This window comes from Bradyrhizobium sp. Kon37, from assembly GCF_055807535.1.
Genome location: NZ_JBVVOY010000010.1, coordinates 74,505 through 87,050 on the forward strand (window position 1 = coordinate 74,505; position 12,546 = coordinate 87,050).

General features: G+C 61.6%; 14 protein-coding genes and 1 tRNA gene. 8 read left to right on the top strand and 7 right to left on the bottom strand.

The annotated features are described in order from the left end of the window. The first annotated feature begins 41 nt into the window (after positions 1–41). Both AC0L3J_RS19955 and AC0L3J_RS19960 read left to right on the top strand, forming a co-directional pair. Complete coding sequence (locus AC0L3J_RS19955) at positions 42–1,100, top strand: phosphotransferase family protein (protein WP_473348129.1); 1,059 nt, start codon at positions 42–44, stop codon at positions 1,098–1,100. Positions 1,101–1,166: 66 nt separating this feature from the next. Next, on the top strand, positions 1,167–1,454 hold the full coding sequence (locus tag AC0L3J_RS19960) for a tetratricopeptide repeat protein (protein ID WP_473348130.1): 288 nt from the start codon (positions 1,167–1,169) through the stop codon (positions 1,452–1,454). A gap of 178 nt (positions 1,455–1,632) precedes the next feature. On the opposite strand, the gene argE is transcribed toward AC0L3J_RS19960, so the two are convergent. Both argE and AC0L3J_RS19970 read right to left on the bottom strand, forming a co-directional pair. Beyond that, positions 1,633–2,805 carry an acetylornithine deacetylase gene (gene argE, locus AC0L3J_RS19965; protein WP_473348131.1) on the bottom strand — a complete coding sequence of 391 codons (1,173 nt, stop codon included), beginning with the start codon at positions 2,803–2,805 and terminating at the stop codon, positions 1,633–1,635. A 642-nt stretch (positions 2,806–3,447) separates the two neighbouring features. Further along, positions 3,448–4,233 carry an SDR family NAD(P)-dependent oxidoreductase gene (locus AC0L3J_RS19970; protein WP_456769410.1) on the bottom strand — a complete coding sequence of 262 codons (786 nt, stop codon included), beginning with the start codon at positions 4,231–4,233 and terminating at the stop codon, positions 3,448–3,450. Between the two features lie 134 nt (positions 4,234–4,367). Between AC0L3J_RS19970 and AC0L3J_RS19975 the strand changes: the two genes are divergently transcribed. Both AC0L3J_RS19975 and AC0L3J_RS19980 read left to right on the top strand, forming a co-directional pair. Continuing rightward, positions 4,368–5,066 (top strand): histidine phosphatase family protein, encoded by a 699-nt coding sequence (locus tag AC0L3J_RS19975; protein WP_473348132.1) that lies wholly within the window; start codon positions 4,368–4,370, stop codon positions 5,064–5,066. A 67-nt stretch (positions 5,067–5,133) separates the two neighbouring features. Beyond that, positions 5,134–5,901 (top strand): SDR family NAD(P)-dependent oxidoreductase, encoded by a 768-nt coding sequence (locus tag AC0L3J_RS19980; RefSeq protein WP_219683752.1) that lies wholly within the window; start codon positions 5,134–5,136, stop codon positions 5,899–5,901. 164 nt (positions 5,902–6,065) lie between these two features. Here the strand turns inward: AC0L3J_RS19980 and AC0L3J_RS19985 are convergent, their stop codons facing one another. After that, a complete protein-coding gene (locus AC0L3J_RS19985) occupies positions 6,066–7,298 on the bottom strand; it encodes a serine hydrolase domain-containing protein (RefSeq protein WP_473348133.1) in 1,233 nt (410 codons plus the stop codon). Between the two features lie 162 nt (positions 7,299–7,460). On the opposite strand from AC0L3J_RS19985, the gene AC0L3J_RS19990 reads away from it, so the two are divergent. The 3 genes from AC0L3J_RS19990 to AC0L3J_RS20000 all read left to right on the top strand — a co-directional run bounded on the left by AC0L3J_RS19990 (position 7,461) and on the right by AC0L3J_RS20000 (position 9,166). Next, positions 7,461–7,536 (top strand) — tRNA-Trp (locus tag AC0L3J_RS19990). Positions 7,537–7,629: 93 nt separating this feature from the next. Next, positions 7,630–8,499, top strand: a complete 870-nt coding sequence (locus AC0L3J_RS19995) for a hypothetical protein (protein WP_473348134.1) — start codon at positions 7,630–7,632, stop codon at positions 8,497–8,499. 418 nt (positions 8,500–8,917) lie between these two features. Next, positions 8,918–9,166 carry a hypothetical protein gene (locus AC0L3J_RS20000; protein ID WP_473348135.1) on the top strand — a complete coding sequence of 83 codons (249 nt, stop codon included), beginning with the start codon at positions 8,918–8,920 and terminating at the stop codon, positions 9,164–9,166. 15 nt (positions 9,167–9,181) lie between these two features. On the opposite strand, the gene AC0L3J_RS20005 is transcribed toward AC0L3J_RS20000, so the two are convergent. Further along, positions 9,182–9,445: a hypothetical protein gene (locus tag AC0L3J_RS20005; RefSeq protein WP_473348136.1), complete on the bottom strand. Its 264-nt coding sequence runs from the start codon at positions 9,443–9,445 to the stop codon at positions 9,182–9,184. A gap of 264 nt (positions 9,446–9,709) precedes the next feature. On the opposite strand from AC0L3J_RS20005, the gene AC0L3J_RS20010 reads away from it, so the two are divergent. Further along, complete coding sequence (locus tag AC0L3J_RS20010; RefSeq protein WP_473348137.1) at positions 9,710–9,907, top strand: hypothetical protein; 198 nt, start codon at positions 9,710–9,712, stop codon at positions 9,905–9,907. 186 nt (positions 9,908–10,093) lie between these two features. Here the strand turns inward: AC0L3J_RS20010 and AC0L3J_RS20015 are convergent, their stop codons facing one another. The 3 genes from AC0L3J_RS20015 to AC0L3J_RS20025 form a co-directional block, all read right to left on the bottom strand. Further along, a complete protein-coding gene (locus tag AC0L3J_RS20015) occupies positions 10,094–10,513 on the bottom strand; it encodes a hypothetical protein (RefSeq protein WP_473348138.1) in 420 nt (139 codons plus the stop codon). Between the two features lie 3 nt (positions 10,514–10,516). After that, positions 10,517–11,014 carry a hypothetical protein gene (locus AC0L3J_RS20020; protein ID WP_473348139.1) on the bottom strand — a complete coding sequence of 166 codons (498 nt, stop codon included), beginning with the start codon at positions 11,012–11,014 and terminating at the stop codon, positions 10,517–10,519. 362 nt (positions 11,015–11,376) lie between these two features. Next, positions 11,377–12,384, bottom strand: a complete 1,008-nt coding sequence (locus AC0L3J_RS20025) for a hypothetical protein (RefSeq protein WP_473348140.1) — start codon at positions 12,382–12,384, stop codon at positions 11,377–11,379. Positions 12,385–12,546 lie beyond the last annotated feature (162 nt).

Genomic DNA, 12,546 nt, shown 5'->3' on the forward strand with positions numbered 1-12,546 from the left:
ACCGATTAGGATCATGTTCGGACTGAAGAGGGAGCGTCATCGTGGCTGACGGCGTCAGGAAAGACGAAGAATTCTCGGGCACCAAACCGGTGGAGGAGCGTCATCGCATCGACGAGATGCGGCTCGAAGCCTGGATGCGCGATAACGTCGAAGGCTATCAGGGACCGCTGGTCGTCCTTCAGTTTAGGGGTGGCCAGTCCAACCCGACCTACCGGCTCGATACGCCGAACCGTTCCTATGTGATGCGCCGAAAGCCGTTCGGCAAATTGTTGCCGTCGGCGCATGCGGTCGATCGCGAATATCGGGTGATCGCGGCGCTGGGAAAGCAGGGCTTTCCGGTCGCGAAGGCCTATGCGCTGTGCCAGGACGACAGCATCATCGGTTCAGCGTTTTACATCATGTCGATGGAAGACGGCCGGGTGTTCTGGGATCCGACGCTGCCGAGCCAGACGCCGGATGATCGTAAAAAGATCTTCACCAGCAAAATCGAGACGCTGGCCAAGCTCCATATGTTCGATCCCGTCGCGATCGGTCTTGGCGACTTCGGCAAGCCCGGCAATTATTTCGCGCGCCAGATCGACCGCTGGACCAAGCAGTACCGCGCGTCCGAGACCCAGACCATTCCGGAGTTCGAGAAGGTCGCGGAATGGTTGCCGAAGACCGTGCCGGAGCAGGCGCGCGTCTCGATCGTCCACGGCGACTATCGCCTCGACAACATGATTTTCCATGCGACGGAACCGCGCGTGCAGGCCGTGCTCGATTGGGAATTGTCGACACTCGGCGATCCCATGGCCGACTTCACCTATCTGCTGATGCAGTGGGTGATGCCTGGCCTGGACGGTGCCGACCTCAAGGCGCTCAACATCCCGAGCGTGGAAGAGGCCGCGCAGATCTATTGCAACGTCACCAAGATGACGGTGCCTGACCTCAACTGGTATTTTGCCTACAACCTGTTCCGCCTCGCCGGCATCACGCAAGGCATCGCTGGCCGCGTCCGCGATGGCACCGCGGCGAATGCCAAGGCGCTGGAGTCAGCCAAGCGCACGGTACCGCTGTCGAAGGCATCGTGGGAATACGCGCAGAAGGCGGGCGCCGTTTAAGGAATCCGAAGGCGCGGCCGGCGGCCGCGCCTAGTTGCGATGTAAGTTTCCGACCCAGGATCACATTTGGCCCGTACAGCTATCGAGCTGCTGGAGCTAGAACGACGCGCGCTCGGTGCCATGAATGCGGGGCACCTGAAGGAAGCCGCCGTCCTTTACGCTGAGATCGTAGCGCAGAATCCGGACTGGGAGCACGGAACGGCATTGTACGGTCTTGCTTGCTGTTACGAAGATTTAGGCGAGCTTACCCTTGCCGAGGAGTGCTACCGCAGAGCATTGAGCTATGAGCCGGCAAACTTGATTTTCATCGGCGGTCTTGCCTCGTTCCTGCATCTGCACGGTGGCAAGTCGTAGCCCGGATGAGCGCAGCGATATCCGGGACAGCAGCCCCGCATGTCGCTACGCTCATGCGGGCTACGGGTGTCTCCAGACGCTCGTCATTGCGAGCGAAGCGAAGCAATCCAGAATCTTCGCACGGTGGCCGTCTGGATTGCTTCGTCGCAAGAGCTCCTCGCAATGACGCGGAAACACCTCACCCCTTCACGCAATGCGCGATCAGCTTCTCCACAAAGCCTGCGCATTTCTCCAGCTCCGCCATTTCCACGAATTCGTCCGGCGTGTGCGCCTGTGCGATCGAGCCAGGGCCGATCACCACCGACGGGATATCGGCCATGCTAGCGAACAGGCTTGCCTCCGTGCCGAACGCGACCTTGGCGTGGTCGTTGCGCCCTGCGAGGCTCTTGGCCAGCGTGACAATGGCCGCGTCGGCGGCGGTGTCGAGCGCGGGATAGTCGAGGATCTCCTCGAAATCGATTCCGCACTCCCGATGCTGCTTCTTCATCGCCGGCTCGATCTCGGCCTTGGCCCAGGCGACGATCGCATCCGTGACCTCGCGCGATTCGGTGATGCCGATGCCACGGCATTCGAAATCCACCGTACAAGTATCCGGCACGATGTTCAGCGCGGCGCCACCATGCACGATGCTGGTGAGCAGCGTCGAGTGCGGGACGTCGTAGAGGCTGTCGGCCGCTCGCACGGCTGCGAGCGCCACGGCGCGCTGTCGAATCTCGACGATCAGCTCGGCCGCATATTCGATCGCGTTGACTCCGTTAGGCGCGATCGAGGAGTGGCGGGCGAGCCCCTTGAACGTCGCGCGCACGCCATGCTTGCCCTTGTGTCCGATGATGACTTTCATCTCGGTCGGCTCGCCGATGAAGGCGCCGAGCGGTTTGATCCGTTTCTTCGCGACCTCGCGCAGCATCGGCCGCACGCCGACGCAGCCGATCTCTTCGTCATAGGAGATCGCGAGATGGATCGGTGTTGCGAGCTTCGCTTCCAGCATCTCCGGCACCATGGCGAGACACACCGCGACGAATCCCTTCATGTCGGTGGTGCCGCGGCCGTAGAGCTTGCCGTCGCGCTCGATCAGCTTGAACGGATCGTGGCTCCAGTCCTGGCCGACCACAGGCACGACGTCGGTATGTCCTGACAGCACAAAGCCGGGGCGGTCCTCGGGCCCGATCGTAACCCACAGCGAGGCCTTCTGCCCGGTCTCGTCGGTGATGCGCTCGCCCTTGACGCCGAGCGCGGCGAGATAGCTCTCGATATGCGCGATCAGGGGCAGGTTGGAGCGGTCGCTGATCGTGTCGAAGCCGACGAGGTCGGCGAGCAGCTTGCGAATACGGTCGGGTCTTGATCTCTGCATTGTCACGTTCTTGTCAGGGGGATGGAAGCTGAGGTGCTTGCACGAACCATACCAACGCCGCCTCTGGTAGAGCAAATCAACGCAGACCGGTAGCCCGGGTGAGCGAAGCGATACCCGGGACAGCTCGTGGTAGGAATCCCGGATGTCGCTTCGCTCATCCGGGCTACAAGACCTTGCGTTGTCCGTCGGGCAAAACACCCCAATTATCGGTCAACGCTGGGCGCAACCCTGCGCCCTCGTTCGTTGAGCGTAAGACGACGAAGCTAAGCTCGGGCGCAATGAGCCGCGAGAGGGCAAAGGTGTGTCTGCAAATGGGATTGCGAATTGAAGCGCGACGCTGCACCCACAGGCTCCGTCATTGCGAGCGCAGCGAAGCAATCCAGTCTGCCGCCGTCGGAAAGACTCTGGATTGCTTCGCTACGTTCGCAATGACGGTGCTGAAGGAGGCGCGCACTATCTCCCCAACGTCGTCCCGGCGAAGGCCGGGACCCATAACCACAGGGAGCAGTTTTGCGAAGACCAGTTGTCCGGGATCGGCACCGTGCGCAAGCCGATAGACCTCGCGGTATGGGTCCCGGCCTTCGCCGGGACGACGCTGAGAATCTGGCGGTGCCGTGCAAGACAGAGGCGAGAACCCGCCTGCTAAACCGGTTTCCCCGTATACGGCATCGACGCCGTCAGTCCGCCGTCCACCGGGAAGGCCTGACCGTTGACATACGACGCCTCGTCGCTGGCCAAGAACAATCCCATCGCGGCGAGCTCGTGCGGCTGGCCGGGGCGCTTGAGCGGATTGAGCTGGCCGATCTTGTCGGCGGTGCCGCGCTCCTTGGCGCGATCGAAGATCGGCTTGGTCATGCCGGTCTCGATCAGGCCCGGGCACACTGCGTTGATGCGTACACCGGTGCCGGTGAGCGAATACGCGGTGGTCTGCACCAGGGAGATGACGCCGGCCTTGCTCGCGGCATAGGGATGTCCGCTGGCGCCGGCCTTGAGGCCCGCGACGGACGCGGTCAGCACGATCGCGCCGGACTGCTGCTTCACCATGTGCGGCATCGCATGCTTCACCGCGAGAAAGGGCCCGATCAGATTGATGCGCAAAACCTCCTGCCATTGCTCGACGGTCTGCTCGCCGAGCGGAACGAGTCCGCCGGAGACGCCGGCATTGGCCCAGATCACGTCGAGCCGGCCGTGCGTCTTCACCGCCTTGTCGATCACGGCGATGACGTCCTGTTCGGAGCCGGCGTCCGCCATCATGGCTTCCGCGACACCGCCGGCCTTCTTCACTTCCTCGACTGTCTCCTTCACTGCCTCGGTGCGATCGACCGCGATCAGCTTGGCGCCTTCTTTGGTGAACAGCAGCGCGGCCGCGCGGCCGATGCCGCTGCCGGCACCGGTGATGATGACGGATTTGCCTTGCAGACGGCCCATGCGGTTTCTCCCTTTGGTTCGCACGCGACGCTTGCCGCGCGACGGAATTTCAAACAAGATTTCAAACGGTAAAGTGTCTTGAGACACGTTCGCTACTGACGTACAGCGACATCAGACGGTATGGAAGGGTTTCGATGGCAGGTGCAGACAAGCCCAAAGTGGTCACGACACGCTGGTGGTGGGTCCGTCACGCGCCGGTGCGCAATGACGGCGGCAACATCTACGGTCAGTCCGATCTCGCCTGCGACACCAGCGATACCTACGTCTTCAATGCTGTTGCCAAAGTACTACCACGCAAGGCGGTCTGGTATTCGAGCAATCTGATGCGCACGCATCAGACCGCCGAAGCGATCTGGGCGGCGGGCTTCCCGAGGCCTGCATCGATGAAATGGGAATCCGACCTCGCCGAACAAAATCTCGGTCGCTGGCAGGGCATGAACCGCGCCGAGTTCATCGCCAGCCGTCCCGTCGGCTCAAGCTGGTTTGCCGACATCAACGAACCCGCGCCGGGCGGCGAAAGCTTCATGGATCTCTACAATCGCGCCCGCCGCGTCATCGAGCGGATCAATGTCGAGGCATCCGGGCAGGACGTGATCGCAGTCGCACATGGCGGCACCATCAAGGCGGCGCTGGGGCTGGCACTCGACAATCAGCCGGAGCGGGGGCTCGCGTTCGATATCGACAATTGTTCGGTGACGCGGCTCGACTATTTCGCAAGCCCAGAACGCAGTGTCTGGCGGCTGCCGATGGTGAACCAGCAGCCGTGGATCGCGGACGATGCGCATGCGGCGATGCATCAACCCGCGGGACCGGAAGTCAAGAAGCTCGCCTGAGCAATTGCCCGGTCGCGCGGATGCGGCGTAAGTTTCAAGCAATCAAAACGTACTCTGGGAGAGAAACATGACCTTGTTCGACATGAAGGGGAAAGTCGCCGTCATCACCGGCTCGACGCGCGGCATCGGGCTTGCGATCGCCGAGCGCATGGCCGAGCACGGCGCCAAGGTGGTGATCTCCTCGCGCAAGGCCGACGTTTGCGACCAGGTCGCGAAGGGCATCAACGATAAGTTCGGCAAGGGCACCGCGGTCGCGATCGCCGCCAACATCTCTTCGAAGGAAAACCTGCAAAACCTCATCGACGAGAGCAACCGCGCCTTCGGCAAGATCGACGTGCTGGTCTGCAACGCCGCGTCGAACCCGTATTACGGCCCGCTCGCCGGCATCTCCGACGATCAGTTCAGGAAAATTCTGGACAACAACATCGTCGCCAACAACTGGCTGATCTCGATGGTGGTGCCGCAAATGATCGAGCGCAAGGACGGTTCGATCATCATCGTCTCCTCGATCGGCGGGCTGAAAGGCTCGACCATCCTCGGCGCCTACGCGATCTCGAAAGCCGCAGACATGCAGCTCGCGCGCAACCTGGCCTGCGAATACGGCCCACACAACATCCGCGTGAACTGCATCGCGCCCGGCCTGATCAAGACCGATTTCGCGAAAGCATTGTGGGACAATCCGGAGAATTTGAAAGCCTCGACCGCGCGTTCGCCGCTGCTGCGCATCGGCATCCCCGACGAGATCGCGGGCGCCGCGGTGTTCCTGGGCTCGAAGGCCGGCGACTTCATGACCGGCCAGACCATGGTGATCGACGGCGGCGCGACGATTAGTTGACGCCCCAGTAGGTGTCATCGTCCGCGAAGGCGGACGATCCAGTACTCCGCGGCCTTCGTTGGAGAGCTCGCTCTCACCACATCCGCCACGGAGTACTGGATGCCCCGGCAAGCCGGGGCATGACAGCAAGTGTGGAGGTGCGACGCTGCGACCAGGCGAAGCCCTTAATCGACCGCCGCGTACACCAGATCCCGCACCAGCGTTCGCGTAAAATCGCGCTGCCCCGGGCCCTGGCTCATGAACACGACGAACAGATCCTCCTTCGGATCGATCCAGAAGAACGTCCCCGCGATGCCGCTCCAGAAAAACTGGCCGACGCTGCCGGGGAAGGGCGCGATGCCGGCCTCGCGGCGCACCGCGAAGCCGAGGCCGAAACCATGGCCGGGTGACAGCAGAGTGCCGTTGGTCACGACGTGAGGTCCGAGATGATCGGAGGCCATCAGCTCCAGCGTCTTACGGCCGATGATCCTGTTGCCGTCGAGCGTGCCGCCATTGCGCAGCATCAGCGCGAAACGGGCATAGTCCATGGTGGTGGAGACAAGGCCACCGCCGCCGGACTCCATGATTGGCTGCTCGAGCATGTTGAACAGCGCGACCTTGTCGCCGGTCCAGGGATCGGCCGCGAACGGCTCGGCGAGCCGGCCGACATTGGCCTCGGCTGTCGCAAAGCCAGTCTCGGCCATCTGCAAGGGCGTTAGAATGCGCTCAGAGAGGTACGTGCCGAGCGACTTGCCGCTGACCACCTCGATGATGCGACCGAGGATGTCGGTGGAGCGGCTGTAGTTGAACTCGTCGCCGGGATGGCAGACCAGCGGGAAGCTCGCCACCAGGGCGGCGTGCTCGGCATTGGTGATCTTGCGGCTGCGCACCCGCGAGTCCTGGTAGATCTTGTGCACGGGGCCGTCGCCCTGGTGCTCGTAGGTCAGGCCAGAGGTATGGCGGAGCAGGTCTTGCACCGTCATCGGGCGTTTTGGCGGAACCAGTTCCAGCTTGCCGCCGCTGACCACGCCGACCTTTTGGTCGGCGAACTCCGGAATGAATTTCGCGACCGCGTCGCCAAGAATCAGGTGGCCGTCCTCGACCAGCGTCATGATGCCGACCGACACGATCGGCTTGGTCATCGAGAAGATGCGGAAGATCGAATCATGCGCCATCGGCGCTGCGCCCGTCGGGCTCTGTCTGCCGAGCGCCTCGAACCAGCCGACCTGACCGTGCCGTGCCACCAGCACGGTGACGCCCGGGACGGTTCCCTTGTCGATCTCGCGCTTGAAGGCGTCCGACATGGCCTGGAGGCGAGGGCGCGACAGCCCCAGCGTCTCGGGGCGGGATTCCGGCAGAGGCGGGGTTTTCGGCGCAGTCGAGGGGCGAGGGGCTGTCGCGGACGCTTGGGCAGTCATGGGTACTCCCGGTGCTTATTATTGTTCGGAGCGGACTGTGGCCCAGAAGGCGCGGCACTAACAAGCGAAGCCAGCGCGCTTCACCCTTGCAATCCGGCCTTGCAATCCGGCCGCCCCCTGTGCTTCAAAGCGGCCTGATCCGGGCGGCAACGCAGGGTCCGTAGGAGTGTAGCTCAATTGGTAGAGCACCGGTCTCCAAAACCGGGGGTCGCAGGTTCGAGCCCTGCCACTCCTGCCAGCGAAATCAAACACTTAGCAGCGAACACTTAATAGATTGATACCGGAAAATCTAAGTCCGGTAGCGCGTGGGTAGCACTTGGGGACAGGGCGAATGTCGGAGTCTTTGGCCGTCGATCTGACCGATCCGGCGAGCGAACTTGCGGAGCTAGCTGAATATTTCAAATCGGCAAAGCGGCAGAACTACGGACTTACTGCGTTTGCCAAGCTCATCGACATCGATCCGAACGATCCTTTGTTTTTGGATTTGCTCGCCGTCATCCGACAGCGCATGACTTTTGTCGAACAGGCCATTCCTACCTTTACTGAACTCGATGTTGAGTTGGCAAACGAAGCGCTAAGTGCGACGCGCGCCTGCGCACAAATGCTATCGGCTGACCGATTGGTGACTGTTTGGGATCCAGCGCAACATGCAGTCGGAGAAGCGCACGTACGCACTCTTCGCTGGTTTGGTAAAATGGTGATGCGAAAACATTGCCCTTTGGTGGTCGTGCCCACGGATATGCGGAAAGATACGCTTGAAAGGATCAATGCGGAATTAGAAGAACTCCGGGCGAGCGAGGACTATGGGTGGCAAAGGACGGCCCTGATCGAAGGTTTGGAAAAGATTCAGCGGGTGCTGAAATATTTCCCGTTTTTCGGACACGATGCTGCCTTCAAGGAGCTTCTCGCGGTCGACCTTGAGGTCCGTGCGATTTATGAGCAGGAGCCGAAGGAGCCCCAAAACTCCACGCGTCTGCAGAAGATGTTTTTTGTGCTCACGGTTCTGAATACGCTTTTGGGACTTTATGCGCAGGCGGACCAAGTCACGACGGCAACCGATCGGTACAAGAATTGGGTGCCGAAGATAGTTTTATCTTTGCCGACGCCTACGCCGCCGGACCAGAAACTCCTGCCTGCGCCCAATGCCCTTCCGGCGGAGGCGCCCAAATCTGCCAAGGCTGATGATCAGGCGGCAGAATAGGCCGCCGAATAGCAGGCGGCCGATAGTTCTCCACACCCACGACACGCAGTAGCTCACGAGCGCCTGCACCTACCAGGAATCGATAACTTGCGAGGGACTTACGATGCCGCTTTGATGGCGGCATGCGCGCTCCCCGTCGATACACAAAATGGGCCGGCCACTATCCGCCCCGCAGCCCCGCGGAATGGTTGGCTGACGGGCATGTGACCTGCAGCATCCAATGCCTGAACGGCCGCTGCGATCGCAGGGTCGACGTGCGGCTAGACACACTCCCGCAAGATCAGCCGTGGTCGCGCGTCGGGTTGCGCCTGGTCTGTTCGGGATGCGGCGCCGCAGGATCTGTGCATATCGTCCCGAACTGGCATGACAGCCGCGGGCAACTCAGGCCAAGCATGGGCTTGAGGTTTTGATTCCAGCGATGAAGCACGTCACCGAACGCCCTTTTGCCGATCCACAAGCCGCAGCCCGCAAGCTGCTCGAGCTCGCCGCCGGCATCGAGCCGGTTCAGGACGGCCGAATCCACATCGAGAAAATCAACTATCCCTTCCTCTACACGCTCAAGGGAACCGGCTCGGAGTTCGGCGCCGGCATCAGGTGCGCTGTCGAGAAGGGCTGGCTGGAGCTGCATGAGAGCGGCACCTATTTGCGGCTGCTGACCTCGGGCTAGGCCACTGCGATCGGTTTAGCCGGCGTCGTCGATGACGAATTCAACCCGGCCCTTCACGATCTCTGTTTTGTGCACACCGCGCTCGATGACGGGATGGCCGTCGACCATCACGAAGCGGCGCAACCAGCCTTGCGCGCGATCGGCGGTGAGGACGCCATCTTGTTCGACGCCGTCCAGCAGGATGCGCAGGCCATGTCGGCTTTCCCCCAGGTTTTCAAAAGCCGAATAGCCTGGGTCGCCCTCATACACCGAGAGTCGGTTTACCGAAATTTGCCGCATTGCATTCCTCGGGATTCGCAATTCGGCTCATCGGCATCTATGTCGGCCGAATGCGTAACTTCGAGTATTGCAAGCCATTGCCGCCAGGACCGTTCCTACCGGCCCCGACTGGATCCAGAGGTCAATTATGATGGCTACTGGCTGCGTGTGGAGCGGGCCGTATCATCGACCATTGGATGATCTGGTGGCGCGAGGAACGGTTAGCGCCCACGCGGGGTTGGTGGTCAGTGATTTGAGCAAATCAAAATCAACGAGGAACCGCCGGTGGTCTATCTGTTCTTCCCGAGCTCGCTTGTCATGATGATTAGCTTTGCGCTCGCTGAGAATACCACTCACGGACGCCGCCAGATCTGGCTCCGGCTCGGACTTATCTGCTTCGCAATTTCACTAACGATCGTGCTTGCTTCCGGCTACGGGGTGCGCATTACGAACAAACTGGCGGCCTTAGGACTGCTCAAGTAAGACCGCAGCCCGTTGCGGTCGACATTTCGTTGCCAAGGCGGCTACTCCAAAAGAAACCCGCCGGCCACGACAGCCGACGGGTTCTCAATGCCCATGCGTAACGCGGTACTCGTCACCAATCCGCGATGCTGGATGGTAAGGCGGGACTATTGACGCCGGGTTACCGCCTGAGCCGCCGGCGGCGCTTCATTGGCGGCCCTCCGGCAACATCCCCTCGACCGTCCTGAGAACGAGCTCGCGCTCGGAGTCGGACAGCTGTGCAAGCTTGTCCCTTAGGCTTGAGGGCGAGGCCGCTGCGGTTCGGCTGCGGCGCTGTTCGACCATCTTTCTTAGCCCCTTAAGGCAGCCGTAGAGCATCCAATCGAAGCTAATGCGGTGGCGGAGACAATAGTCGGCCACATCTTCGGAAGGTGTCCGGCCGACCTTTGGCGGTGTCTCAAGCATCCAGTCGATCGCGAGCCACAGGAGGCGGGCGTTGATGTGCTCGGGCGAACTGGCGCCATCCTCGCCCAATCGACCCATGGCCGTTTCCCTCCGCTTGGCTGCGTTGCGTCGGCGGGTGATGACGGCACGCTGCCGACTGAGCTTCTGCTTTGCTTTTGTCATGGCTCAGAGCTCCCCCGATTGGATGGGGTGCACCGCGGCGAGCGCGGCGCGCAGCTTGGTCTCTGCCCTAGTCAAGAGGTCGGCCCGGGCGGCAGCATGCTCCTGGTCGCGCTGCAGCTGCCTTTGGATGCATTTGAGCTTCGTCCGTGCCTTGGCGACATCAAGGCGGACATCGCGGACCAGGTCGGCCTCTGACGACGTCACGATGAGGTCGTAGCTGCGGAAGACGAAGCTGTGCATGTTCCGGCGGCCTGACGATTTATAGTTGGGTGACCGCCAGCCCGGCGTCCCGCTGCCATCGTAAAACGATACGTTGTGCACCTCGCGGATGTTGGACGCCGGACGGCTACCCGGAAAGTTGATGACGTTGGGCTGCCCCGTGGCTGGCCTAGGAGAGTCGCTGGTGCGTTCTCCCGCTTCAGGCTGTCCGGTGGCGGGTTGGACGGAAAACGAATCCACGGACTCCGCTCGCTGCGGAAACATGGGTCTTTCGATGGTCATGTGGGTTTGCTCTGGGTAAGGGCTTCTCACGGCCCACGCCGGTGACGGACCGGCAGCCGGGGGGTGAGAACTCGCCAGAGCGACGAGCCGAGCGCTTTTAAGGGAGAGGCCTGGGGGCTAACCTCCCTCTGGACAGCACGCCCGACCCCGGCCATAAAGGCAGGGTTCGGAGCCGCACCGCCAAGTGCGTCCGTCGAGCCTTCCAAATGGAAAGCTCATTCAGCCGTCACCCCCGACGCCAATCGGGAGCATCCTGACCAAGGATGTGCGGCTATAGCTCTGGTCCGGGTTCTCACGCCCACGGACATGCTCCGCTGATTTGGTTAAAAAAGCAATTCCCCTCGTGGGGCGCCTCGGCGCGCCTAGGCCCAGAGCCGGTCAGCATCCGTTTTGGTGTCGAGCCACGTCATGTCCCCATCCTCGCCCACCGGGCTATCCAAGCTGAACCGGGCCTCGCCGTACACCCGGGGGCGCCGCCGGTGATCCGCTAAGAACTCCCCCACGCGAGACCGAGCATCGTGCAATTTCAAGCTGCCTTCGGCTATAGCAACAAACATTCGGGACATCACGTCGTCGCGCTCGTCTTCGGGTACACGCGCAGTAGCTTGCTTGACCGCCTCATAGGCGTCTTCGCCATTGTTGCGCGTCAAAGATGAAGCCGCCATCAGTCGCCTCGCTCTTTTCTGGGCAGCACTCCGATGTACGGATGCATTCCTCTCGGAAAGCGTCCTGAGACGGCTGCCTATCCTAGGGTTTTCCCGTATGAAGTTTTTCATCAAGGACAAGCTGTAGCCACCCGCAGAACTCAACGTCTGTCCTTCGTGAAGCAACGCGACGGACGCTCTGACCCGCTCCGGTGCCGGCATGCGAGCCTCACGAGCGCTCTTGTTGCAATCTTTGCAGCGCCTGACGAGGCAGCCGCCATACTCAACATAGAAGGTATTGTTCATCGTTCGAATGTGGCCGTTTTTGCATTTCTCCGCAGTGCGACGACTGACCGCCGATCGTTCGCGCGCGATCTCCAGATTGACCTGGGTACGGCGAATGTTCGCAGCCTGCTCGTTTGCCCTAGCCAGTCGCATCGCCTCGGCGCCAAATTCGGGATAAGCCGCGCAATGCCGTCTGAACTTTAAGGACGACACGATCGGCCTGCCGTATTTTCCCCCTCCACATATCCGACGAAGCGTCTGCTCTTTTCGAAGAGCGCCCATGCAGTCGCTAACCTGGGCTGGTGTCATTAGGGTCGGGTACGGGCAGCTTCTCCTGCTCGCGAGTTGCGCGGCGTTGATCTCATCGAGGCAAGAACCCTTGTTTCGACAATCAGTCTGATGCGGGCAGGCGGCACAATTCGTCGACGCTGAGGCGGACATGCACAGGCTCCATTGAGCGCGCGATTGCGCGTGCGGAGCCGGCTCCTGAGTCGCGGCGGCGGAATGTCGGTGGTCGCCATCGAATATCCAGGAATCAGGGGGAGGCCCGCTCTTGCGCTCGCCCTCCGGTTGCGATTGGATGGGCCTTTAGGTCTGGGGGAC